The sequence below is a fragment of the Paractinoplanes maris genome, assembly GCF_023544465.1.
GTDB classification, from domain to species: Bacteria; Actinomycetota; Actinomycetes; order Mycobacteriales; family Micromonosporaceae; genus Actinoplanes; species Actinoplanes maris.
The window spans coordinates 42,851-65,656 of the sequence record NZ_JALPVL010000010.1 but is presented as its reverse complement, the minus strand read 5'-3'; the positions used below and the strand labels follow the sequence as shown (position 1 = coordinate 65,656).

Here is a 22,806-nt window from a genome sequence, read left to right as displayed (position 1 = left end):
TCACTTCCGCGCGGCCGACTCACTCTGGGCGGCGAGGAACTCCCGGAAGGTCTGCTTGGCGATGACCGCGTCGGCCGGGGCGGTCAGCACGTCGCCCTTGACGGCGCCGAACATGCCCGCGGCGGGGTCGGTGACCACCGTACGGGTGTCGCCCTGGGCGGCCAGGGCGATGCGGCCCAGCTCGTCGAGTGGGAAGACCTCGGGCCCGGCGATGTTGACGATGCCGTTGAGCGGCCGGCCGGCGGCCACCTGAGCCACCTCGCGCGAGATCTCGGCCGAGGCGAGCGGCTGCACCGGCGTGGCCGGCAGGTGGACGGTGTCACCGTCGACCGTCCACGAGAGCACCGACTTCATGAACTCGAAGAACTGGCCGGCCCGGACGATCGAATACGGCAGTCCACTGCCCTTGAGGACCTCCTCCTGCAGGACCTTGGCCTGGTAGTAATCGAGCTCGGGCACCTGGTCGACGCCGACGATCGACAGGATGACCGCGTGGCCGACGCCCTCGCGCCCGGCCGCCTCCACCATGTTGGTCATCGACGTGCGGAACCAGTCGATCGAGGCCTCGTCGAACGTCGGCGAGTTGGTCAGGTTGACGACGACGTCGACACCCTTGAAGGCCTGGTCCAGGCCCTCACCGGTGATCACGTCGACGCCGTTGCTCGGCGACAGCGGCACGGCGTCGTGCCCGTGCTCCCGCAGCAGCTGGACAACCTGCGAGCCGATCAGCCCGGTCCCACCCAGCACGGCGATCTTCATGTCCGTCACTTCCTTCGTCTCTGCTGTCTCGTTCGCCAGCTTCGACAAGGCAGCCCCGCCGCCTGTGACATGCGACCCGCGTCACCCCTGTCCGAGGGCGGCTTTCTCCTGGTCGATCGTGGTGTCGTCGCCGTGGCCGGTGTGCACGACCGTGTCGCCGGGCAGCGCGAACAGCTTGGCCCGGATCGAGGCCACGATGAGGCCGGCGTCCGAGTACGACCGCCCGGTCGCGCCCGGCCCGCCGTTGAACAGGGTGTCACCGGTGAACACACAGCCCAGGTCGGGCGCATGGAGGCAGACCGCTCCCGGCGCGTGCCCCGGCGTGTGCAGCACGGTCAGGACCGTGCCGCCCACCTCGATCTGCTCCCCGTCGGCCAGGTCGGCGTCCCAGGCGACGGTGGTGCCGTGGGTCAGCTCCCACAGCGGCCGCTCGGCCGGGTGCAGCAGGATCGGCGCCCCGGTGCGGTCGCGCAGCGCCGGCGCCACCCGCACGTGGTCGTCGTGCGCGTGGGTGCAGACGATCGCCCGGACCCTCCGCTCGCCGACCACCGCCATGATCGCGTCGACGTCGTGCGGCGCGTCGATCACCACACACTCGTCGGCGTCCCCGACCACCCAGACGTTGTTGTCGACGTCGAACGTCTGCCCGTCGAGACTGAACGTCCCGCTGACGACACCGTGGTCCACCCGCACTCCGGATTCCTGCTCCATGCGACCAGTGGATCAGACCGCCGGCCGCCGCGGACGATCGGGGCTGTCACCGGATGACCACGACACGCCCGGCACAGCATCTGGTGTTGCCGATCGGCCCCGCTGTCCAGATATGGTGTGCCCGCAGCTGGTTCGATCATCGCTCGCGATGATCGAGGCAAGAGGGAACCCGGTGGGAATCCGGGACTGCCCCGCAGCGGTGAGTGGGAACGACCGCCGTCAGAGAAGCACTGGGCCGCAGGGCCTGGGAAGCGACGGCCAGTAGGCAACGAGTTGGGCGCCCACGAGTCCGAAGACCTGCCAGCGCACCGTGCGCCGCCGTGGCGTGCGGTGGTCGAAGGCCGCGTGGGACGGCCGACGCCATCAGTCCGGGTGCGGTCGCGTCCGGGCGGCGTCCCCCTGCGCGCTCTTCGATCCCGCGAAGGCGTGAAAGAGGGAAACATGACGGTCATCCAAGGCACGACCGCCGTGCCGGAGCAACGCCGGCACCCGCGGGTGCGCAAGCGCGACGGCGGTCTCGAGCCGGTCGACGTCACCACGATCGTCCAGGCGGTCGAGCGCTGGGTCGCCGACCTCGGCGAGGTGGACCCGCTGCGGGTCGCGACCAGGACGGTCAGCGGTCTCTACGACGGTGCCACCACCGCCGAGCTCGACCAGCTCACGATCCGGACGGCGGCCGAGCTGATCGGCGAGGAACCGCAGTACTCGAAGCTCGCGGCCCGTCTGCTCGCCGCGTACGTCGATCAGGAAGTCCGCCTCCAGGGCGTGCACAGCTTCAGCGAATCGATCCGGAACGCGCACCTCCAGGGGCTGATCAGCGACGAGACGGCCGGCTTGGCCGCGCGCCACGCGTGCGAACTCGACGACGCGGTCGACCCGGACGGCGACCTGCGGTTCGAATACTTCGGTCTGCGCACGGTGGCCGACCGCTATCTGTTGCGCCACCCGCAGGAGCGCGTGGTGCTCGAGACGCCGCAGTACTTCCTGCTGCGAGTCGCGTGCGGTTTGTCCACGTCACCGGCCGAGGCGATCGGCTTCTACCGCCTCATGTCGTCGCTGGCCTATCTGCCCAGCTCACCGACGCTGTTCAACTCGGGCACCCGGCACACCCAGATGTCGTCCTGCTTCCTGGTCGACTCCCCGCGTGACGAGCTCGACTCCATCTACGAGCGGTACCACCAGGTCGCGAAGCTGTCGAAGTTCTCCGGCGGCATCGGCATCGCCTGGTCCCGCGTCCGCGGCCGGGGCGCGCTCATCCGGGGCACCAACGGCCGGTCGAACGGCATCGTCCCCTTCCTCAAGACGCTCGACGCCGGCGTGGCCGCGGTCAACCAGGGCGGCCGGCGCAAGGGCGCGGCCTGCGTCTATCTCGAACCGTGGCACCCGGACATCGAGGAGTTCCTCGAGTTGCGCGACAACACCGGCGAGGACTCCCGGCGTACGCACAATCTGAACCTGGCCAACTGGATCCCGGACGAGTTCATGCGCCGGGTCGAGGCCGACGGCGACTGGTCGCTGATCGACCCGTCGGACGCTCCGGAGCTGCCCGACCTGTTCGGCGACGCGTTCGACCTCGCCTACCGCACCGCCGAGAAGAAGGCCGTCAAGACGGTCAAGGCCCGCGACCTGTACGGCCGGATGATGCGCACCCTCGCGCAGACCGGCAACGGCTGGATGACGTTCAAGGACCGCTCGAACGCGCTGTCCAACCAGACCGGGGCGCCCGGCAACACGATCCACCTGTCGAACCTGTGCACCGAGATCCTCGAGGTGAACAGCGACGACGAGACGGCCGTGTGCAACCTCGGCTCGGTCAACCTGGCCGCGCACGTCACAGCCGGCGGCGTCGACTGGGAGAAGCTGCGCGAGACCGTGCGGACCGCTGTCGTCTTCCTCGACCGGGTGATCGACATCAACTACTACCCGTCCGAGCAGGCCGCGAAGTCGAACCCGCGGTGGCGGCCGGTCGGCCTCGGGCTGATGGGGCTGCAGGACGCGTTCTTCACGCTGCGGCTGCCGTTCGACTCGGCCGGGGCGCGGGAGCTGTCGACCCGGGTGCAGGAGGACATCTTCCTGACCGCGCTGGAGACGTCGGCCGGGCTCGCCGAGCGGTTCGGGGCCCATCCGGCGTACGCCGAGACCCGCGCCGCCCGGGGCGAGCTGCACCCCGACCTGTGGGGTGTCACGCCCACCCAGACCCAACGGTGGACGGATCTGCGCGCCCGCGTGCGAACGAGCGGTCTGCGCAACTCGCTGCTGGTGGCAATCGCCCCGACGGCGACCATCGCGTCCATCGCCGGCTGTTACGAGTGCATCGAGCCGCAGGTGTCCAACCTGTTCAAGCGCGAGACCATGTCGGGCGAGTTCCTGCAGATCAACACCTATCTCGTACGGGAACTGAAGGCCCGCGGCCTGTGGACCGCCGCCATCCGGGAGCGGATCAAGCGGGCCGAGGGTTCCGTGCAGCAGATCGCCGAGCTGCCGGCCGAGGTGCGCGAGCTCTTCCGGACGGCCTGGGAACTCCCGCAGCGGGCCCTGATCGACCTGGCCGCGGCGCGGGCGCCCTACATCGACCAGTCGCAGTCGCTCAACCTCTTCCTGAGCGCACCGACCATCGGCAAGCTCTCGTCGATGTATCTCTACGCCTGGAAGGCCGGCCTGAAAACGTCGTACTACCTGCGCTCCCGCCCCGCCACCCGCATCCAGCAGGCCACCGTCTCCGTCGCCCCGGCCGCGCTCGCCTGCTCCCTGGAAAACCCCGACTCCTGCGAGGCCTGCCAGTGACCACCATTCCCCCCGCTCCCGCCGCGACCCGGCAGACGCTGCTCGATCCCGGCATGGACCTGACGTTGCGGCCGATGCGCTACCCGCACTTCTTCGACCGGTTCAAGGACGCCATCAAGAACACCTGGACCGTCGAGGAGGTCGACCTGCACAACGACCTGGCCGACCTGTCGAAGCTGTCGCCGGCCGAGCAGCACCTGGTGTCGCGGCTGGTGGCGTTCTTCGCGACCGGTGACACGATCGTGGCCAACAACCTCGTGCTCAACCTCTATCAGCACGTCAACTCGCCCGAGGGCCGCCTCTACCTGTCCCGGCAGCTCTTCGAGGAGGCCGTGCACGTCCAGTTCTATCTGAACCTGCTCGACACGTACGTCCCGGACGAGCAGGAGCGGTTCGAGGCGTTCGCCGCGGTCGAGAACATCCCGTCGATCGCGCGCAAGGCCGAGTTCTGCTTCAAGTGGATCGACTCGATCTACGAGCTGCGCACGTTGCGCACGCGCGAGGACCGGCGCGCGTTCCTGCTCAACCTGATCTGCTTCGCCGCGTGCATCGAGGGCCTGTTCTTCTACGGAGCCTTCGCGTACGTCTACTTCCTGCGCTCCCGGGGCCTGTTGCACGGCCTCGCCTCCGGCACCAACTGGGTGTTCCGCGACGAGAGCATGCACATGGCGTTCGCCTTCGACGTGGTCGACACCGTGCGCCAGGAGGAGCCCGACCTGTTCGACGCCGACCTGGAACACCAGGTCAAGCAGATGCTGGCCGAGGCCGTCGAGTGCGAGGTCCAGTTCGCCGAGGACCTGCTCACCCAGGGCGTCTCCGGCATGTCCCTGACCGACATGCGCGAATACCTGCAGCACGTCGCCGACCGCCGGCTGGCCGTGCTGGGCATCGACCCGATGTACGGCAGCCGGAACCCGTTCGCCTTCATGGAGCTGCAGGACGTGCAGGAGCTGTCCAACTTCTTCGAGCGCCGCGTCTCGGCCTACCAGGTCGGCGTGACCGGAAGCGTCAGCTTCGACGACGACTTCTGAGCGATCTCCGGTGTCCCGCTTTGCCGAGCGGGACACCGGCCGCCCGCCCGACGTTTTCACGGCCGATCCCGGCCACCGCGCCGCAGCCGCTCGGCTCGCTCGGCCCGCTCGGCACCGTCGAGCACGAACGCCAGGACGATGTGCTGGTCGCGATCGTGGACGAGGTGTTGCTGCCGCTCGTGAAGGGCCGCGGCTGACGTTTGTGAGCCGCGGCCGCCGTCATGCTGGACGCGACCGGCAGCCGTGTCGCGGTCCTCCCGTCAGCGCGCGAGCACCGCCTGCCAGTGCCGGCGCCGAGCGTCCTCCGGGATCAGCACGCAGTCGCCGCAGGTGCCGCCGCCGGGGATGCGGTAGTAGAGGCAGCAGTTGTGCCGGACCAGGAACCAGCGCGCCCGTGTCGGATCGGGCCGGATCAGGGCGGCCGTCCCGGTCAGCGGCGGTACGGCGAGCACCGCCGCGACGACGGCCGCACTGCGCTCGGCGAAGCCCGGGGCGTTACCGGCGATCATCCCGGCCGCGCCGCCCAGCGCCGAGGCCACGTTGCCCCACAGCACCTGCGGCGACAGTCTGAACCGCTCCCGGAAAACCTCGAGCACCGGCTCGACCAGAGCGCGAATTTCCGTACGGGTGAAGGCCTCAGCGACCTCAGCGGCATCCCAGCCGGCGCAGGCGACAGCCGAGAGACCGCCGTAGGCGATCGGCATCGGCCCGCCCTCCACCGGCTGCCACCACAGGCGCGCCGGGTCGGCCACCGGCAACGCGCCATGCACCGACGCCGCCGCCACGAGGGGCGACACCAGCCGCGAAGCCAGCTGAAGGAAGATCGTCGACGCCACGACCCGTTCCTCGATGGCCTCCGGCCCCAGCCCCGACATGCGGCACAGCGTCCGCCGCCCGGCCGCCACCCGCTCAGCGACAACCTCCGGGTCCAGCAGATCCGACATCGGCCGCCAGCCGGCATCAGCGGAGCACGGCAGCCGGCCGGCTCGATCGGCGGGATCCGGTCGGTGCGGCTGCCAGGCGAAATAGGGCCCGAGCAGGGCGGCGGCCTCGAGCGCGGGCCCGGCGTCGACCTCGGGACCCGGCACGGCACTCACTCTACGACCCGCACAGCATCACCGGCGTGCTCGTCAGCGGCCCGGGGCCGGAATCACCGAGAGGTCGAGCACGGCCGGAATCTCCGCCACACCGGGACCGCCCGCCTCGACCCAGGCCACCATGTCGGCTTCGACGGCGTCGCTGAGCACCAGGCCGAACCAGACCGGATGGGCGCCCCGGCGGCGGGCGGCGGGGGTGGGATGGACGACCATCACGTTGGCCTCGGCACAGACGTCGAGGCACTGGCTCGTACGGATGCGGTGGGCCGGCGACAAAGCGTCGCGCAGCCGGTCGAGCTGCGCGTCGTGGTCGACCGACGGATATTTCAGCGCGTTGCCGCAGCAGCAGTCACGGCACACGGTCACCGTGCAGCCTTCGACGGTCTCGCTCACAGATGACACCTCACCCCGCCACGCTAACGATGATCAGGTCGGCCCCGGTTCGCCCCCTCCCCCGCAGTGACGGCCGCGACCAACAACGACCACATGCCCCCCGCCGCCCGCCGACGACATGCCTCAGCCGGAGAAGACCGCTCAGCTCGCTTCCGAGCGACCGGCGACCGCACGCCTGTGCCTGCCGAGCCACATCTGTGCACGTCAGCGTGGTTCTGGAAAGAGACACGGGAACCATCGCCGGGTGGCGGACGACTACCGGGCATGGAGCTCGGAGATCAAGACGCGTCGCACCGGACTTCGGGGACCCGCCACTGCCCTGCGACACGCCGCCGCCGAGCCACCCCGTCCCACGGGCCGGCCGTGCGGCACGGGCGGCACGGCGCACATGAGCTCATGCCCGCACGTCCGTGCGCGAATGTGCGCGACGAGCACCACCGGCCGAACCGTCTCCTGGTCGGTTTCGGTGCCGCCGTTGTCGCGCTGGCCGCCGTCGTATCGCTCCTGCTGAGCGCGCCACACCTGGATCCGGCCAAGACCGGCGCCTCCTGTCCGGAGCGAGCCTCGGTGCCCGCCTACGCCGGTGAGCGCCGAATGCTCGTTCGCTCAGAAAAACGCGTCGGCGCGACCGCTGTAGTGCACCTGTGCCTGGATCGAGCGGCCGGCCCGGTCCACTCGTGGTCGATCCGGACCGCCGACGGCAGCCCGATAGCCGTCCAGCGCGTAGCCGACGACGTCGCGGTCGCCGTCCTGCCGTCAATCGAAGGACACCCGACCCTCGTCACAGTCACCGTCCAAGCACATTTGAGCGATCCGCTCACTTTCACTGCCCGCATGTGAGCGCAGCGACTTCTAGCGCGTGAGGGGTTCTGTCCCGTGATCAGTGATTGATCTTCATCGGCAGATGGCGCGGGGACGGTCGTGCCTGGTCTGCGGGTGCGTAGGCGATTTCTCGCGGGCAAGTTTTTCGATCCAGCCCGCTGATGCCTTGAGCGCAGCGAGGATAGGCCTGAGCGGTGGGACTCCTCGTGTCTCGGACTTCCAGCCGCCGGTGTCGGGGAGGCATCTTGAAGAGTCGGGTGTGGGGCGGCGGTATGAGGAGATACGTCATCCCGCGATTGCCCGGCGAATGGGACGTCGCCAGTCGCTCAGGTCGATTCCTCTATCGACGGCCGGCCAATTGGCTGGCCTGCTGCGTAACGCTTGGGGGCAGCAACTTCTCCACCGCGTTCGATGCCAAGTATCTGGTGGTCCTACTCGCCAAACCCGATGACGGCGTCACCGGACGCTGGCAGTACTTCAAGTCACTGGGCGACATTCACCCCTACTGGCCTGCCCCGGCTCCTACGTCCGTGGAAGAGGCCGAGGGCCCGATGCTGGAGATTCTCGACCTGATCCGCGACCAGGCCCTGCCGTACTTCGATCGTTTCGGCACACTGGCGACTTTCGCGCCTCTCGTTGAAGCCGACGCCGCGCAGAGGCCGGAGAACTTTCACTTCCAGGAAGAACTCTTCTGCCTCCAGGTGATCCGCGGTGATCTCGAGGCGGCAGTGCGGACGGCCGACGTGGCCGAAAGTGCTGCCAGGGACGACGGCAGCGACTGGGCCCTCGCCGTCGGGCGACGTGTGCGCCAGAACGCCGAGGCGATCCGACGTGACCCGGCATCCGGTATCCGACTCATGCGCGCCCAGGTTGAACACACCCGTTCCCATCTCGGCATCACTCCCGACGATTTCGCCATGTGAGCCCATTTCAATTCCGGGGTTACGGGTCAGTGAGTCGGCAGCACGCGCATGGCAACGGCCTGGGCATCGCCTGGAGGGCGGGGCGCGTCGGAGGCGTGCGGCGAGTTCACCCACGGTGTCGAGGTCCGGGTGTGCTCCGCTCGCGGTCGGATGGCAGGCTCGTGGTCCATGATCGATGACTTCGCCAAAGACCACCTCCACGGCAGGCTCAAGTCGATTCGTCAGGCGCTGGTGTGGAAGCTCGACGGCCTGTCCGAGTACGACGTCCGCCGCCCGTTGACGGCGACCGGGACCAACCTGCTCGGCCTGGTGAAACATATGGCGACCCTCGAGTCCTGGTATTTCGGTGAGGTCTTCGGCCGCCCGTCCCCGGAACCGCTGGGGCGATGGCAGGACGCGGACGGCAGTGACCTGTGGGCGGCCCCGGACGAGACCCGCGAACAGATCGTCGACTTCTATCAGCGTGCCTGGGGACATGCGGACGCGACGATCGAGGAGCTTGCCCTCGACGCGCCGGGCCACGTGCCGTGGTGGTCGCGGCCGGACGTCAAGCTGTTCACGATCCTGCTCCACGTCCTGCAGGAAACCACCCGGCACACCGGGCACGCCGACATCTTGCGGGAGCAGATCGACGGCCGGACCGGGATGCTGCCCGAGTACGAGGAGCCGATCGACACCGCAGCCCGCAAGAAGTACTGGGCGAAACTCGAGCGGAACGCGCAGGAAGCAGCCGGCGGCTCGCATCAGATCGACCCGGATGATGGGGCCGGGACGCCCGCACATTAGTCACGACAGGACAGCCCAGCGAGACCGCAGGAGACGCCCGCTTGCACGAGTAGGGGCCCTCATCCACAGGGCACAGCAAATCGGCACGCGGGGAATGGGCGCGGGGCCCGGGGGCCCGTTCCGATGCGGACCGCGGCCCGCCCCGGCGATGCGATTCGCCGGGGCAGACGGCCAATACAGTTTCGACGGTTTCAGCTTGCGGCGGACAGGTGGGTGGCAAGACGTGACGTGGGCTCGCTCGGGCGCGGCGTCGCGGGGAAGTCTTGGCGGTTCAACCTCCGGCGGGCGGGTGGGTGGCCAGACGCGCACGGGCAGTCTGGGCGGTTCAACCTCCGGCGGGCAGGTGGGTGGCCAGACGCGCACTGCAGTCTGGGCGGTTCAACCTCGGGCGGGCAGGTGGGTGGCCAGACGCGCAGGAAAGGTTCAACCACCGCCGGGCAGGTTGGCGGCCAGACGCGCACGGCAGTCTTGGCGGTTCAGCTTCCGGCGGGCGGTGGGGAGATGGGGATGGCAGTGTTTCGGCGGCGGGAGCGCAGAGCGCCCAGCGCGATGTCGGCCACCAGGAAGGCAGCCAGCGGAATACCCAGCAACGGGATCACCCAGCCGAGCGCGATCACCACCGGGACGCCGACCACGATGGCCCACGGCGGCAACTGCTGCCAAGCACCGCGCTGCACCGGCGGCACGCCGGCCAATGCCCGCCGGCCGGAGCGGGTGGGCCGACGCTGCCACCACATCCGGTAACCCCAGACGATGACGCACAGCAGCCCGACAGCCAGCAACGCCAGCAGGCTCTGGTTGGCCACGCCGAACAGCATGCCCATGTGCGCACTCGTCCCGAGGCTCGTCAGCTTCGCCAGCACCGGATAGTCGGCGAAGTCGCTGCGGTCCACCACGGTCCCGGTGGCCGCGTCGACGGCGAGCCGGTCCTTGCGTACGGGGAACTCGGAATCGTTCTGGGCCACGGTCCACGCGGTGCTCGGGTCGGCCGGGGCGCCCAGTTCCAGCGGTCCGTCGAGCCCGTTGTCGCGGGCGACCCGCACCACCGCGTCCACTGTGGCCGGGTCGAACGCCACCGCGCCCGACGACGAGCCGTGATGACCGCCGCCGGCAGCCGTGACACCGGTGGACAGCGACGGCGTCCCCGCCTGGAGCGAGTCGAGCGCCGCACCGAAGTTGCCGCCCGCGTAGCGCGACCAGGTCAGCCCGGTGGCCGCCAGGAAGAGCAGTCCGACCGTGAGCCACACCCCCGTGGCCGCGTGCCAGCTGCGCGTGCGGCGGACACCCTTGCGGGCGGACAGCTCCGGGGTCAGAAGCCTTCGAGCCGTACGGTTTCCGCGCTGCCGCCGCCACCAGAGCGCCAGCCCGCCGAGCGCGATCACGGCCAGCCAGCTCGCCGCGAACTCGCTGTAGTGCCGCCCGAGATCGCCGAGCTGCAGGTTGCGGTGGAAGTCGTCGAACCAGGTCTTCAGCGGTGTGTAGGAGAACCACGTCGTGAGCTGACCGCGTACCTCCGCCGTGTACGGGTCGACGTAGACCGTGTGCTGCCGGTCGTTCGTCAACTCGGGCACGGTGAAGTCGACCTGCGTGGTGCCGTCGCCCTCGCCCGGCCGGATCGTGGCGATCGTGCCCTCGGGGTGCGCGGTGCGCGCGGCGGCGACCTGGTCGGCCAACGGCCGCGGCTGGCCCTCGGTGCTCGCCACGGTCAGCTCGTGGGCGTACACGATCTGGTCGAGCTGCGGCGTGAGCGTGTAGGCCAGGCCGGTCAGCGCGGCGACGAACAAGAAGGGGGCGACGAAAATGCCGGCGTAGAAGTGCAGGCGTAGGAGAAGCGGCCCGAAGCCGCTCGACTTCTGCGGAGGCCGGGGGGACGCGGCCGGCTTGACCTGGGTCTGGGGGACGGCTGACATGGGCTCCTCGTTCCGGGGGTCCACGACGAATGGGGATGCTGCCGTCTCGTAGGTCGCTCCCCGCGGCGAGTTAGTTCCCAGCCGTCTGTCAGGAACCATGAAGCAGCCGGGACACCCGTTGGGGGCGGGTGCGGCCGGGCCGAGTCAGGCAGGATGGGCGTTGTGACGGCAGATCTCGTACGGCTGGACGCGGTGACCCACCTGCGCGGCACCACCGCCGTGCTGAGCGACGTCAGCTTCTCCCTGCCACCGGCCCGGCTCGCCGTGCTGGCGGGCCGGTCGGGCTCCGGCAAGTCGACGCTGCTGCATCTGGTGGCCGGCATCATGGCGCCGTCCCGGGGTGAGGTGACGGTCGACGGGAAGCCGGCCACCGCGGTGGACGACTGGGCGACCGTTTCCCTGCTCCCCCAGCGCCCGGCGCTCGCCCCCGAGCTGACGGTCGCCGAGAACGCCCACCTGCCCGCGCGCCTGCGCGGCCACGAGCCCGATCCCGGGCTGCTGGCCCGCCTGGGCCTGGACGCGCTGGCCGCGCGGCCCGCACACGACACGTCGCTGGGCGAGCAGCAGCGTACGGCCCTGGCCCGCACCCTCACCCTGAGCCCGGCCGTGGCCCTGCTCGACGAGCCCACCGCCCATCAGGACGACGAGCACGTGGCCCTGGTGCTCGCGGCGCTGACCGGCGCGGTCGCGGGCGGCACGCTCGTCGTGGTCGCCACGCACGACCAGCGCATCATCGACCTCGCCGACGAGCTGCTCCCGCTGCACTCCGGACGCCTGGACAGAGCCGGTCAAGACCTACTAGGTTGATAGACATCATAGGTCTTGAGTGCGGGGAGTGGTCCACGTGGTGCGGGTGGAGATACGGGGGGCCGGCGTCTCGCGTGGCGGCCGCCGGGTCCTGGCCGGGGCCGACCTGGTGCTGGAGCCGGGCACGCTGACCGTGGCGGCCGGGCCGGGCGCGACCGCGCTGCTCGATGTGGCCGCCGGCCTGGCCCCGGCCCGGGGTTCCGTCCGCTTCGACGGCGTCGATGTGCGCCGGCTGCCCGCCGACCGGGTCGCGTCGGCCGTGGCCGTGGTGACGCGCCGGCCGTTCGTGGTCGCCGGGTCGATCCGGGAGAATGTCACGCTCGGCGGCGCCTACGACGATGCCGAGGTGTCCGAGGCGCTGCGGATCGCCGCCCTGCCCGAGGCCGGCGACCCCGCCCGGCACCGTTCGCGGATCGGCCTGGCCCGAGCCGTCCTGCGGCGTCCGGGGCTGCTGGTGCTCGACGAGGCCACCGCGACTCTCCCACCCGATGTCGAGCGGCGACTGCTCGAATCCCTCACCGCGCTCGGCCTCACCGTGCTGGCCTCGACCACCCGCCCGGCCCCGTTCGCCGACCAGGTCGTCCACCTCCACGAGGGGCGGATCAGCGTACGTGCGCAGCATCGGCGCCCGGCTCCCGTCCCGGCCGCCACACACCCGATCGGTGCCTCCGCGTCCTGAGCGAGATGATCCCGCGCCGGCTGACCGACGCCGAGCGCCGCACCCTGGCGCGTCCCTGCTCGAGCGCCTTGAGAGCGGCTCCGAGGCTTCCCGTACGCCCCGAGCCGGCCCCGCCCCAAGCCGGCCCCGCCGCGAGCCGGCCCCGCCCCAAGCCGGCCCCGCCGCGAGCCGGCCCCGCCGCGAGCCGGCCCCGCCCCAAGCCGGCCCCGCCGCGAGCCGGCCCCGCCGCGAGCCGGCCCTGCCTTAAGCCGATGTGAGCCGCCCCGCCCCAAGCCGGCCCCGAGCCGAGTCAGCCGCGCAGTAAATCAGCCCCACGATGGATCAGCCCGCAGTGAGTCAGCCCGGCCGTGAGTCAGCGCAGCGGGGCGGTCGACTCGCGGGTCACGAGCTTGCCCGGGAACTTCTCGACGCCGGAGCCCAGCGTCCCGCCGATCGCCGCGAAGAGCCGCTGGGCGGCCACCCGCCCGAGCTGCTCCAGGTTGAGGTCGATCGTCGTCAACGGCGGCCTCGCGTTCGCGGCCAGGATCGTCCAGTTGTCGTAGCCGACGACGGCGACCTTCTCCGGCACGTCGAGGCGCTCCTCGTGCAGCACGTCGACCACGCCACGGGCGATCTCGTCGGACCCGGCGAAGATGGCGTCGACGTCGGGGCAGCGCTCCAGCAGCATCCGGGTGGCCCCCCGCCCCCACGCCTCCGACCACATGCCGAACCACACCTCGCCGCCCGCCACCTCCAAGCCCTCCTGAGCCAGCCGGTCGAGCGCCCCGCGCGCCCGGTCCTGCGCCGCGCCGTAGGTGGCGTCGCCGGTGATGTGCGCGATGCGGCGGCGGCCGGTGCGGATCAGGTGGTCGACCGCCAGCCGGCCACCGCCCTCGTTGTCGCTCACCAGCGACAGGTCGGCCGGGTCCTCCGACGGGGCGTACGCGTAGATGACCGGGACCGGCAGATCCCGGCCCAGCGACGGCCGGCTGTCGGGCCGCGCGCCGACCACGATCAGCCCGTCGACCCGGCGGGACAGCAACGCCCGCAGATGATGGCGCTCGCGGATGCTGTCGCCGCGGGCGTCGCACAGGAACACCGATGTCTGGCCGGTGCCGAAAGCGTCCTCGGCGCCCATCAGGATCGGGATCGAGAAACGACCCTCCAGATCGGACGTCAGCAGCCCGACCGTCCCGGTGCGCTGGGTGATCAGGGCCTGGGCGTGCGTGTTGGGCGAGAAGTCCAATTGGGACGCCGCCTGCATCACCCGCTCCCGGGTCGAGGCGCGCACCTGCGGCTGACCGTTGAGCGCCTTGGACGCGGTCGCGACGGACACGCCGGCCAGCCGGGCGACGTCGCGCAGAGTGGCTCGCTCCAACCTCGTTTCCTCTCCTGACGACGAACGGACGACACGGCTCTTGACAGCAAAATAGCCGCAGGTTTAGGTTCCTGAAAACCTTTTCGGCAGATCGGCTCCCGGCCTAGGAACCGGCTTGAGCTGCACTGACAAGCTGCCACCATACTCCCCGTGAATCGCCTGACCGAAAACGGAGGAGCACCTTGAGCATCCGCAGAGCGGTGGCCGTGACCATGATCGCGTGCCTGCTGACCTCGGCCGCGGCCTGCGGCGGGGACGACGATGACGCCTCGGGCGGCGGTGGCGAGATCACCGCCGAGGGCACCGACGACGGCTCGGAACTGACCCTCTGGACCCGCGCCCCGCTGGAGCTGCAGGCCAAGGCGCTGGTCGATGCCTACAACAAGACCCACAAGAACCAGGTGAAGCTGACCGTCACGCCGAACGACGACTACGTCGCCAAGGTCGGTGCGGCGGCCGGCAGCGGGGGCCTGCCCGACCTGTTCGCCGCCGACATCGTCTATGTGCCCAACTGGACCAAGGCCGGACTGTTCGACGACCTCTCCGAGCGGATCGAACTCCTCCCGTACGCCGACAAGATCAACCAGGGGCACCTGACAGCGGGCACGTTCGAGGACAAGAGATACGTGCTCCCGTTCGTCCTCGACCTGTCGGTCATCTTCTACAACAAGAAGCTGTACCGGGAGGCCGGCCTCGACCCCGAGAAGGGCCCGTCCACCATCGACGAGTTCAAGGATCAGGCCCTCGCCATCCAGCAACTCGGCAAGAAGGACACCTACGGCACCTACTTCGGCGGCAACTGCGGCGGCTGCAACGTCTTCACGTGGTTCCCCATGGTCTGGGCCGGCGGCCAGGAAGTGATGAACCCTGAAGGCACGCAGTCCCTGCTCGACGGGACGGCCGCCCAGCAGGTCTACCGCACCTGGCGCGAGCTGCAGGACGCGGGCGCGATCGCCCCGGGCGCCAAGGACGAGACCGGGGCGACCTGGGTGGCCGGTTTCCAGGAGGGCAAGGTGGGCGTGATGCCTTACCCGGCCACGCTTCTGTCGACCGCGGCCAAGACGGTCGATGTCGGCGTCGTCCCGATCCCGGGCGTCGACGGGGGCGCCTCGACGTTCGTGGGCGGTGACGGCATCGGCATCTCCAAGGACTCCAAGCACAGCGAGCAGGCCTGGAACTTCCTGTCCTGGCTGAGCTCGGAAGCGGCCCAGGTCGACGTGATCGCCGCGACCGGCAGCACGGTGTCGCGGACCGATCTGGCCGACAACAAGTACAGCCAGAAGGATCCGCGGGTGGCCGTCGTCAACAGGGTGGCCTCGTTGCCGCAGAGCAAGACCCCCGTGTCGGTGAACTTCCAGCAGGCCTTCAACGCCCCGGGCAGCCCGTGGATGACACTCGTCCGCAACCAGGTCTACGGCGAGGCCGGGAGCCTGGCCCAGGACAACACCGCCCTGACCGACGCCCTGGCCCAATAGCGTGGCCAAGGCAAACCCGGCCGCCGGTTGGGCCTACGCCACCCCGACGGCCCTGTTCGTCCTGGTCTTCTTCGTTCTGCCGATCCTGTTGGTCGGCCGGATGTCGGTCTCGGACTGGGGCCTGTTCGCCGGCAACCGGGGCTGGAACGCGCCCGAGAACTTCACCGACGCCCTCGAGAACCGGCTGTTCTGGCCGGCGGTCTGGTTCACCGTGAAATACACGGTGGTGACCACGGTGATCCTCCTCGGGCTCGCGCTCGGCCTCGCGTTGCTGGTGCAGGAGTCGTCGCGCTGGACAAGCTTTTTGCGTACGTCGTTCCTGGTGCCCTCCGCGCTCGGGCTGGCCTCGGCGTCGCTGTTGTTCTACGCGCTCTACTCACCGCAGGCGAGCCCGTTCCCGGGGCAGATCTCGTTCCTGGGCACCCCGTGGTCGGCGCTCTGGTCGACGGTCGCGCTGATCGTGTGGCGCTTCGCCGGCTTCTACATGCTGTTGCTCCTGGTCGGGCTGCACAGCATTCCGGGCGACGTCTACGAGGCGGCCCGTCTGGACGGGGCGAGCCGCGGGCAGACCTTCCGGCACGTGACCCTGCCGCTGCTGCGGCCGTCACTGGCACTGTGCACGATCCTCTGTGTCACCGGGTCGTTGCTCGCCTTCGATCAGTTCTACATCCTCACCAAGGGCGGGCCGGACAACAGCACGGTCACCATCGTGCAGCTCGTCTACAACGTGGCCTTCCAGGGCCAGAACAACCTCGGCCGGGCCGCCGCACTGTCCATCGTGGTGCTGGCCGCCCTTCTCATCGTCAACGTGCTGCAATTCCGCGGCCTGCGCGGCAAGGAGAGCTGATCGGGTGTCGCGCTTGCTGATCCGTACGCCCCAGGTCGTGCTCACCGGTGGGCTGGCCATCGTGTTCCTGTTCCCGCTGGTCTGGGCCTCCCTGGCCTCCGTCTCACCGCAGGCGGGCACCCGGCAGAGCGACGGCTGGGGCTTCGGCAACTACGCCACGCTGGCCACCTACCAGGCCGGCATCGGTCAGTACATCCTCAACTCCACGGCCATCTCACTGCTGACCGTGGCCTTCACCCTCTTCGCCTCGGTCACCGGTGGCTACGCGTTCGCGAACTTCCGATTCCCCGGCCGCAACGCCCTGTTCCTCGTCACGCTGGCGATCCTCATGGTCCCGTACGCGACGCTGTTGATCCCTCTGTATGTGTTGCTGAACAGCTTGGGGCTGCAGAATTCGCTCGTCGGGCTGGCGCTCGTGCTGTCGATGTTCCAGCTGCCGTTCGCGACGTTCATGATGCGGATCTCGTTCGAGGCGGTGCCGGACGAGCTCCGCGAGGCGGCACTCATCGACGGCTGCGGCTCGTTCCGGGCGCTGCTGCGGGTGCTGCTCCCGGCGGCCAAGCCCGGCCTGGTCACGGTGGGGCTGTTCGCGTTCCTGGCCGCCTGGAACGACTTCATCACGCCGCTGGTGCTGATCAGCGACTCCGACAAGATGCCGCTGCCGCTGGCCGTGGCCAACCTGCGCGGACAGGTGATGGGCATCGTCGACTACGGCGCCACCGAAGCCGGCGTGGTCGTGCTCGCGCTGCCGTGCGTCGTGCTCTTCCTGGCCCTGCAACGGCATTACGTCCGCGGGTTCATGTCCGGCGCTCTCAAGGGGTGATGCTCACATGACTGTCCCGTCTCCCGTCGTGCCCAGCCGCGGCCGCCTGCGCCCGCTCGGGCTCAGCGCGGTCACCCTGCGCGCCCCCGGTTTCTGGGCCCGCCGCCAGCAGGTCAACGGGTCGGCCACGCTCGACCACGTCGAGCTCTGGCTCGACCGGTCCGGCTGGCTCGCGAACTTCGACGGCGCCCCGCGGCGGGGCCGGGAGTTCTCCGACACCGAGGTCTACAAATTCCTGGAGGCGCTGGCCTGGGAGTACGGCCGCACGCGCGACCCGGCCGTCGACGCCCGGTTCCGGGCCGTCGCGGCTCGCGTGGCCGCCGCGCAGCAGCCGGACGGCTACCTCAACACCAACTTCGGCCGGCCCGGGCGGCCACCGCGATACAGCGATCTGGAGTGGGGGCACGAGCTCTACTCGTACGGGCATCTGATCCAAGCCGCCGTGGCCCGGGCCCGCACCGCCGGGCACGACGAGTTCGTCGACGTCGCGGTGCGGGCCGCCGACCACGTGTGCGAGGTCTTCGGGCCGGGCGGGATCGAGTCGGTGTGCGGGCATCCCGAGGTGGAGCCGGCGCTGGTCGAGCTCTACCGGGTCACCGGCAACCCCCGTTATCTGGAGCAGGCCCGGCTGTTCGTGGAGCGGCGCGGCCACCACGTCCTGTCCGACATCGAGTTCGGGCGCGCCTACTTCCAGGACGACCTGCCGGTGCGGTCGGCTCCGGTGCTGCGCGGCCACGCGGTCCGGGCCATGTATCTGGCCGCCGGCGCGGTCGACGTGGCCACCGAGACGGGCGACGACGAACTGCTGGAGGCGGTCGCGCGGCAGTGGCGCACGACGGTGGCCCGGCGCGTCTACCTGACCGGCGGCGTGGGCGCGCGCCACCAGGACGAGGCGATCGGCGACGACTTCGTGCTGCCGCCCGACCGCGCGTACTCGGAGACGTGCGCCGGCGTCGGCTCGGTGATGCTGGCGTGGCGGCTGCTGCTGGCCCAGGGCGACGTCCGGTACGCCGATCTGATCGAACGCACCCTGTTCAACGTCATCGCCACGTCCCCGTCCGACGACGGCACGCGCTTCTTCTACACGAACACCCTGCACCAGCGGACGCTCGGCACGGTACCCCCGCCCGACGAGATCGTGCCCCGCGCCTCCTCCACGCTGCGCGCGCCCTGGTTCACGGTCTCCTGCTGCCCGACCAACATCTCGCGCACGTTCGCCAGCCTCGCCGCCTACGTCGCCACCACCGACGACAACGGCATCCAACTGCACCAGTACGCCGCCGCGACGCTCGAGACCGCTGACGTGTCCCTCGAGGTCGACACCGACTACCCGACGAGCGGCCAGATCACCGTACGGATCCACCGCTCCCCCACCACACCCTGGACCTTGACGCTGCGGATCCCCTCGTGGGCCACCGGGTCCACCCTCGACGGAGCCCCGGTCGAGCCCGGCTGGGCCCCCCTGCGCCGCCACTTCACCCCAGGCGACACCATCACCCTGTCCCTGCCCGTCCACCCCCGCCTGACCCACCCCGACCCCCGCGTGGACGCCGTCCGAGGCTGCGTGGCCGTCGAACGCGGCCCGCTCGTCTACTGCGCCGAATCCGCCGACCCCTCCGTCGACACGTTTTCCCTGGACGCCTCCCGGCCCTTGACCGACGACGGCACCGGCGGCGTGACCGTCCACGGCCAGATCCTGGAGCCACCCGACGACGACTGGCCATACACCACCATCCGCCCCGACCCCCCTTTCAAGGAAGCCGTCATCACCCTCCGCCCCTACCACGACTGGGCATCCCACGGCCCGTCGACGATGCGCGTGTGGTTACCCCAGACATAGCCGTGTCTGCCTGTAGTCGACCCTCAGACCCCACGGTGCGGTGCTGGCGCTCCGTGGTGCGGCCACGGCTGATCGGCAGCATCCAGCCGACGACCCCAAAGCTGCGCTGAGGCACCACCCTCGCGCGGGAACGGTGGCCAACGTCGGTGGGCTACGCGACTACAGATCTTGAAGTATGCGGAACTTCAGAGCTTCCCCTGTGTCGATCTTTGACTGACTTCCTGTTTCTCATCGATCGAGCCGCCTGCTAGAGAGGGCACTTCTCGATGATCGAAATAGCCGAGCGGAGCACCTTGCCGCTGGATGCAAAGATGGAGGAAAGGCGACGAGGGAGACCCGCATGTCAACAGCATTGGCAATTATAGGTGCGATCGGCATCATCGGATCACTGCTGTTCTCGGGATGGCAAGCACGTGTGCTCGCCAAGCAGGTCGGCTTTCAGGCCACGATGAATGGCGTAGCCACCCTGCACAGCGTCCTGGCGGGATTGCACAACGTTCAACGCTTCCTCGCCGACGACCCTTCTCTCATTCCGCACTTCGCACCCGAACGAAGCGAGTGTGCGCTGGATGTCGCCGATCCAGCCAGAGTCGAAATGGTTGCGGCAATGTACGCAGACGTTCTTTGCATCGGCCACTATGCGTTGTCTGCCGTTCCGGCGGCCCAGGACGAGAATACGTGGGACTTGTACTGTACGGATCTCTTGAAGAAGTCCCCCGCGTTGAGGGCTGAAGTAGCCGGCAAGCCTTGGGGCTATCCCCGCTTGGCGAAGATCGCTGAGTCCCTTGCCTCGGACGATTCAACCAAGGTTTGACCGTTCGACGCGGTTGTGCTCCGAGCCCGACGGTGCGATCGGGCCGGCAATGTCCGATCAGCGAACGCAGTGCGGTCCCCTGACACGCGTGACAGTTCTGTCTCGGGCTGTGGACAGCGCGTTCGGCTGAATCGCTGTATCCACCAGGCGCCTTCGCTCGACCGTCGGCGGCAGGCTGCTTCGGCGTTGTTCAGACCGGCGGTGTGCCCGGTGGCGGCTTGGGCGGGCCGAGCAGGCGTTCGATGAGCCGGGTCTCGCCGGGCCAGGCGGCCAGGATGACGTCGCGGGGGACCTGGCGGCCGGCGTAGCGCAGGGCGATCGCGACCACGACGATGTCGTCGAGCGGACCGATCACCGGGATGAACTCGGGGATCAGGTCGATGGGGCTGGCGACCCAGATCCCGGCGATGACGATCGCCACCTTCGCCCGGCGCGGAACTCGCGGATCCGCACGGAGACGCCGGACGGTGGTCACGCAGTCGGGGATGAACGCCGCCAGATCGCGCAGGACTCCGGGTGGCAGACGCCGGGCGAGCACGATCAGCGTGAGCCAGCCCGCGATCACGCAGGCCGCCGCGACGGCCAGGCCGATCAACCAGTCACGTGTCACGAGGCGGTACAGCAGTTCTCAGGGCAGCCACCCGTGGCGATCGGGGCGCAGCAGGCGTCGCCGCGCCAGGCGTCGCGGCCTTCCTTGACGGCTACGGCGGCGATGACCAGCGCGGCGACCGGGTCGGCCCAGGCCCAGCCGAACAGCGAGTTCAGCAGCAGGCCGGCCAGCAGCACGGCCGACAGGTAGGTGCACAACAGGGTCTGCTTGGAGTCGGCCACGGCGCTGCGGGAGCCGAGCTCGCGGCCGGTGCGGCGCTGGGCGTACGAGAGACCGGGCATCACGGCCAGCGACACCGCGGCCAGGACGATGCCCACCGTGGAATGCCGCGGGTCCACATCGCCGAGCAGCGCCCGCACCGATTCGACCGTGACGTAGCCGGCCAGCGCGAAGAAGGAGACCGCGATGATCCGCAGGGTCACCTTCTCGCGGGATTCCGGGTCACGGCCGGCGAACTGCCAGGCGACGGCGGCCGCCGAGGACACCTCGATGACCGAGTCCAGACCGAACCCGATCAGGGCGGTCGAGGACGCGGCCGATCCGGCGGTGATCGCCACGGCCGCCTCGATGACGTTGTAGGTGATCGTGGCCGCGACGAGCAGGCGGAGACGGCGAGCCAGCACAGCGCGGCGCCCCGGTGCGGGCCCGGCCGGGGTGAGCGGGATCAGCGGCAGGCTCATCAGCAGCAGCCCTTGTCGGCGGCCTCCGGGCAGGCGGCCGGGTCGACCGCCAGGACCAGGCCGAGCAGGTCCCCGAGGGCGTGCCGCAGCCGGGTGTCGGCGAGCTCGTAACGGGTACGCCGGCCTTCCGGCACCGCGACGACCAGGCCGCAGCCCCGCAGGCAGGCCAGATGGTTGGACAGGTTCTGCCGGGTGACACCGAGCCGGTCGGCCAGCTCAGCCGGGTAGCCCGGAGCCTCCCGCAACGCCAGCAGCAGCCGGGCTCGGGTGGGGTCGGACAGCGCGTGACCGAACCGGGCCAGCGCTTGGCCGTGCGTCACCGTCTCCATGTCGACGACAGTACAGCCCCCGCTGTACTCACGGGGAGGGGTCAGCGGCCGTACTTGTCGAACGACACCGTCCAGTCGCCGAGGCCGTTCCAGATCGGGAGGTCGCGGGGCGTGTGCGTGACGTCGACGATGTCGCCGATCCGGAAGTTGTTGTAGACCCACTTGGCGTCGGCCGTGCTGAGGTTGATGCACCCGTGCGACAGGTTCGCCCGGCCCAGCGAGCGGTTCCACGGAGCGGCGTGCAGGTATTCGCCGGAATAGGTGATCCGGGTGCAGAACTCGATGTTCTCCGACACGTAGTAGTTCGGGTCTTTGGGGTCGCTCACGCCGTAACTCGCCGAGCTCATCGTGTGCTTGCGCTTCTTGCCCAGCACGACATGCGGGCCGCCCGCCGTCCAGTAGCTGATGCGCTCACCGTTGGCCCCGGTCGTGCCCCCGCCCTTACCGAGGCTGCTCTTCATGGTGCGGACGAGCTTGCCGTCCACGTAGACCTTCGTCAGGTGGGTCCGGTTGTCACTGATCGCGATCAGCTGCCGGCCGATCCGGAAGCGGGTCGACGCGTTCTTCGCCCCGTACGTGGTCTTGCCGAGCTTGACCCCGAACGCGTTGACCGTCACGTCGATCGTCGTTCCGGCGGCCCAGTATTTCGCCGGCCGCCAGTGCACGGTCTTGTCGTCGCGCCAGTAGAACTTGCCCTTCACGGCGGGCGACGTCTTGATCTCGATCGCCTTCTCCGCCGCGTTCTTGTTGACCGCGCGGCTGAAGGCGACGATGACCGGCTGCCCCGCGCCGTACGTCCGCCCTTCCTTCAGCGCGACCATGGCGTTGGCCTGGAAGGTGACCGTTGCCGTCTTCTCCGGCTTCATCGTCGTGAAGGTGGTGCCCTCAGTCGTTTTCGCGCCCGCACTGTCGGTGGCCGTGACGGTCACCTTGTACTTCCGGCCGTACGCAAGGTCCTGGGTCGACCGCCAGCTGCCGTCGTCCTGCATCGCGCCGTCGACCTTCGCCTTACCGGCGGTGACGGTGACCGACTGGAGGGTGCCGCTCTCGGCGCTGACGACGATCGGCTTCACCGGTGATACTTCGGCGTTCCCGTCGGCCGGGGTCACGCTCAGCCGGACCGGCACCACCGCCTGCTCGACGTCGGCGGCCGATCCGACCCAGGAGGCGGCGTCGCCGCCGCCCTTACCGGACGGGGAGCACCCAGCAGCCGCGGCGGCCGCGGCCACTCCCATCGCGCCGATGATCACCTTGCGTCGCTGAATCATGACTCTCACATTCGGGGGGATGCCAACCGGCGCCGTCCATGGCCCCGCACACACTGGAGAC

Annotated in this window: 23 protein-coding genes and 1 riboswitch; of the genes, 13 read left to right on the top strand and 10 right to left on the bottom strand. The window is 69.7% G+C overall.

The features are described 5' to 3' along the window. Both NAG42_RS27765 and NAG42_RS27760 read right to left on the bottom strand, forming a co-directional pair. Complete coding sequence (locus NAG42_RS27765; protein WP_250034659.1) at nt 1–759, bottom strand: SDR family oxidoreductase; 759 nt, start codon at nt 757–759, stop codon at nt 1–3. An 81-nt stretch (nt 760–840) separates the two neighbouring features. Further along, nucleotides 841–1,470 (bottom strand): MBL fold metallo-hydrolase, encoded by a 630-nt coding sequence (locus NAG42_RS27760; protein WP_250034657.1) that lies wholly within the window; start codon nt 1,468–1,470, stop codon nt 841–843. Nucleotides 1,471–1,581: 111 nt separating this feature from the next. Beyond that, nucleotides 1,582–1,789, top strand: a riboswitch (cobalamin riboswitch). 122 nt (nt 1,790–1,911) lie between these two features. Between NAG42_RS27760 and NAG42_RS27755 the strand changes: the two genes are divergently transcribed. Genes NAG42_RS27755 through NAG42_RS27745 form a run of 3 tightly spaced genes read left to right on the top strand, consistent with a single transcriptional unit; the run spans nt 1,912 to nt 5,482 of the window. Continuing rightward, the gene (locus NAG42_RS27755; protein ID WP_250034655.1) at nt 1,912–4,254 is read left to right on the top strand and encodes a ribonucleoside-diphosphate reductase subunit alpha; all 2,343 of its coding nucleotides are present in this window, start codon (nt 1,912–1,914) and stop codon (nt 4,252–4,254) included. A gap of 53 nt (nt 4,255–4,307) precedes the next feature. After that, entirely contained in the window at nt 4,308–5,285 is a 978-nt protein-coding gene (locus NAG42_RS27750; RefSeq protein WP_250035097.1) for a ribonucleotide-diphosphate reductase subunit beta, read from the top strand. A gap of 20 nt (nt 5,286–5,305) precedes the next feature. Beyond that, nucleotides 5,306–5,482 (top strand): hypothetical protein, encoded by a 177-nt coding sequence (locus NAG42_RS27745; protein WP_250034653.1) that lies wholly within the window; start codon nt 5,306–5,308, stop codon nt 5,480–5,482. A 63-nt stretch (nt 5,483–5,545) separates the two neighbouring features. On the opposite strand, the gene NAG42_RS27740 is transcribed toward NAG42_RS27745, so the two are convergent. Beyond that, nucleotides 5,546–6,373, bottom strand: a complete 828-nt coding sequence (locus NAG42_RS27740; RefSeq protein ID WP_250034651.1) for a (2Fe-2S)-binding protein — start codon at nt 6,371–6,373, stop codon at nt 5,546–5,548. Between the two features lie 42 nt (nt 6,374–6,415). Then, nucleotides 6,416–6,748 (bottom strand): hypothetical protein, encoded by a 333-nt coding sequence (locus NAG42_RS27735; protein WP_250035096.1) that lies wholly within the window; start codon nt 6,746–6,748, stop codon nt 6,416–6,418. A 423-nt stretch (nt 6,749–7,171) separates the two neighbouring features. Here NAG42_RS27735 and NAG42_RS27730 point away from each other — a divergent pair, with 423 nt between their 5' ends. The 3 genes from NAG42_RS27730 to NAG42_RS27720 all read left to right on the top strand — a co-directional run bounded on the left by NAG42_RS27730 (nt 7,172) and on the right by NAG42_RS27720 (nt 9,306). After that, on the top strand, nt 7,172–7,615 hold the full coding sequence (locus tag NAG42_RS27730) for a hypothetical protein (RefSeq protein WP_250034650.1): 444 nt from the start codon (nt 7,172–7,174) through the stop codon (nt 7,613–7,615). A gap of 227 nt (nt 7,616–7,842) precedes the next feature. After that, nucleotides 7,843–8,520, top strand: a complete 678-nt coding sequence (locus tag NAG42_RS27725) for a hypothetical protein (protein WP_250034648.1) — start codon at nt 7,843–7,845, stop codon at nt 8,518–8,520. Nucleotides 8,521–8,688: 168 nt separating this feature from the next. Beyond that, a complete protein-coding gene (locus tag NAG42_RS27720; RefSeq protein WP_250034646.1) occupies nt 8,689–9,306 on the top strand; it encodes a DinB family protein in 618 nt (205 codons plus the stop codon). Nucleotides 9,307–9,782: 476 nt separating this feature from the next. On the opposite strand, the gene NAG42_RS27715 is transcribed toward NAG42_RS27720, so the two are convergent. After that, complete coding sequence (locus NAG42_RS27715; RefSeq protein WP_250034644.1) at nt 9,783–11,216, bottom strand: PepSY-associated TM helix domain-containing protein; 1,434 nt, start codon at nt 11,214–11,216, stop codon at nt 9,783–9,785. Between the two features lie 162 nt (nt 11,217–11,378). Here NAG42_RS27715 and NAG42_RS27710 point away from each other — a divergent pair, with 162 nt between their 5' ends. After that, complete coding sequence (locus NAG42_RS27710; RefSeq protein WP_250034642.1) at nt 11,379–12,023, top strand: ABC transporter ATP-binding protein; 645 nt, start codon at nt 11,379–11,381, stop codon at nt 12,021–12,023. A gap of 46 nt (nt 12,024–12,069) precedes the next feature. Further along, nucleotides 12,070–12,702, top strand: a complete 633-nt coding sequence (locus tag NAG42_RS27705) for an ATP-binding cassette domain-containing protein (RefSeq protein WP_250034640.1) — start codon at nt 12,070–12,072, stop codon at nt 12,700–12,702. A 352-nt stretch (nt 12,703–13,054) separates the two neighbouring features. Here the strand turns inward: NAG42_RS27705 and NAG42_RS27700 are convergent, their stop codons facing one another. Continuing rightward, the gene (locus NAG42_RS27700; RefSeq protein ID WP_250034638.1) at nt 13,055–14,059 is read right to left on the bottom strand and encodes a LacI family DNA-binding transcriptional regulator; all 1,005 of its coding nucleotides are present in this window, start codon (nt 14,057–14,059) and stop codon (nt 13,055–13,057) included. A 182-nt stretch (nt 14,060–14,241) separates the two neighbouring features. Here NAG42_RS27700 and NAG42_RS27695 point away from each other — a divergent pair, with 182 nt between their 5' ends. The 5 genes from NAG42_RS27695 to NAG42_RS27675 all read left to right on the top strand — a co-directional run bounded on the left by NAG42_RS27695 (nt 14,242) and on the right by NAG42_RS27675 (nt 19,858). Beyond that, nucleotides 14,242–15,534 carry an ABC transporter substrate-binding protein gene (locus NAG42_RS27695; RefSeq protein ID WP_250034637.1) on the top strand — a complete coding sequence of 431 codons (1,293 nt, stop codon included), beginning with the start codon at nt 14,242–14,244 and terminating at the stop codon, nt 15,532–15,534. Between the two features lies 1 nt (nt 15,535). Next, nucleotides 15,536–16,381: a carbohydrate ABC transporter permease gene (locus tag NAG42_RS27690; RefSeq protein ID WP_250034635.1), complete on the top strand. Its 846-nt coding sequence runs from the start codon at nt 15,536–15,538 to the stop codon at nt 16,379–16,381. A 4-nt stretch (nt 16,382–16,385) separates the two neighbouring features. Continuing rightward, nucleotides 16,386–17,204: a carbohydrate ABC transporter permease gene (locus tag NAG42_RS27685; protein ID WP_250034634.1), complete on the top strand. Its 819-nt coding sequence runs from the start codon at nt 16,386–16,388 to the stop codon at nt 17,202–17,204. A 7-nt stretch (nt 17,205–17,211) separates the two neighbouring features. Then, the gene (locus NAG42_RS27680; RefSeq protein WP_250034632.1) at nt 17,212–19,044 is read left to right on the top strand and encodes a glycoside hydrolase family 127 protein; all 1,833 of its coding nucleotides are present in this window, start codon (nt 17,212–17,214) and stop codon (nt 19,042–19,044) included. Nucleotides 19,045–19,384: 340 nt separating this feature from the next. Next, nucleotides 19,385–19,858 (top strand): hypothetical protein, encoded by a 474-nt coding sequence (locus NAG42_RS27675; protein ID WP_250034631.1) that lies wholly within the window; start codon nt 19,385–19,387, stop codon nt 19,856–19,858. Nucleotides 19,859–20,048: 190 nt separating this feature from the next. Here the strand turns inward: NAG42_RS27675 and NAG42_RS27670 are convergent, their stop codons facing one another. The 4 genes from NAG42_RS27670 to NAG42_RS27655 are packed head-to-tail and all read right to left on the bottom strand — an operon-like array spanning nt 20,049 to nt 22,745. Beyond that, nucleotides 20,049–20,468, bottom strand: a complete 420-nt coding sequence (locus NAG42_RS27670) for a YkvA family protein (RefSeq protein ID WP_250034629.1) — start codon at nt 20,466–20,468, stop codon at nt 20,049–20,051. Beyond that, nucleotides 20,465–21,148 (bottom strand): cation efflux transmembrane domain-containing protein, encoded by a 684-nt coding sequence (locus NAG42_RS27665; protein ID WP_250034628.1) that lies wholly within the window; start codon nt 21,146–21,148, stop codon nt 20,465–20,467. Before NAG42_RS27665 ends, NAG42_RS27670 begins: the two co-directional genes overlap by 4 nt. After that, a complete protein-coding gene (locus NAG42_RS27660; protein WP_250034626.1) occupies nt 21,148–21,477 on the bottom strand; it encodes an ArsR/SmtB family transcription factor in 330 nt (109 codons plus the stop codon). Before NAG42_RS27660 ends, NAG42_RS27665 begins: the two co-directional genes overlap by 1 nt. Before the next feature lie 41 nt (nt 21,478–21,518). Then, on the bottom strand, nt 21,519–22,745 hold the full coding sequence (locus NAG42_RS27655; protein WP_250034624.1) for a L,D-transpeptidase: 1,227 nt from the start codon (nt 22,743–22,745) through the stop codon (nt 21,519–21,521). Between the last annotated feature and the right edge of the window lie 61 nt (nt 22,746–22,806).

Excerpts from the sequence above, each read along its gene's own strand:
- NAG42_RS27765 (WP_250034659.1), bottom strand. The coding sequence starts at position 759 with ATGAAGATCGCCGTGCTGGGTGGGACCGGGCTGATCGGCTCGCAGGTT.
- NAG42_RS27720 (WP_250034646.1), top strand. The coding sequence starts at position 8,689 with ATGATCGATGACTTCGCCAAAGACCACCTCCACGGCAGGCTCAAGTCG.
- NAG42_RS27715 (WP_250034644.1), bottom strand. The coding sequence starts at position 11,216 with ATGTCAGCCGTCCCCCAGACCCAGGTCAAGCCGGCCGCGTCCCCCCGG.
- NAG42_RS27750 (WP_250035097.1), top strand. The coding sequence starts at position 4,308 with ATGGACCTGACGTTGCGGCCGATGCGCTACCCGCACTTCTTCGACCGG.
- NAG42_RS27680 (WP_250034632.1), top strand. The coding sequence starts at position 17,212 with ATGACTGTCCCGTCTCCCGTCGTGCCCAGCCGCGGCCGCCTGCGCCCG.
- NAG42_RS27665 (WP_250034628.1), bottom strand. The coding sequence starts at position 21,148 with ATGAGCCTGCCGCTGATCCCGCTCACCCCGGCCGGGCCCGCACCGGGG.
- NAG42_RS27675 (WP_250034631.1), top strand. The coding sequence starts at position 19,385 with ATGTCAACAGCATTGGCAATTATAGGTGCGATCGGCATCATCGGATCA.
- NAG42_RS27730 (WP_250034650.1), top strand. The coding sequence starts at position 7,172 with ATGCCCGCACGTCCGTGCGCGAATGTGCGCGACGAGCACCACCGGCCG.
- NAG42_RS27655 (WP_250034624.1), bottom strand. The coding sequence starts at position 22,745 with ATGATTCAGCGACGCAAGGTGATCATCGGCGCGATGGGAGTGGCCGCG.
- NAG42_RS27760 (WP_250034657.1), bottom strand. The coding sequence starts at position 1,470 with ATGGAGCAGGAATCCGGAGTGCGGGTGGACCACGGTGTCGTCAGCGGG.
- NAG42_RS27755 (WP_250034655.1), top strand. The coding sequence starts at position 1,912 with ATGACGGTCATCCAAGGCACGACCGCCGTGCCGGAGCAACGCCGGCAC.
- NAG42_RS27660 (WP_250034626.1), bottom strand. The coding sequence starts at position 21,477 with ATGGAGACGGTGACGCACGGCCAAGCGCTGGCCCGGTTCGGTCACGCG.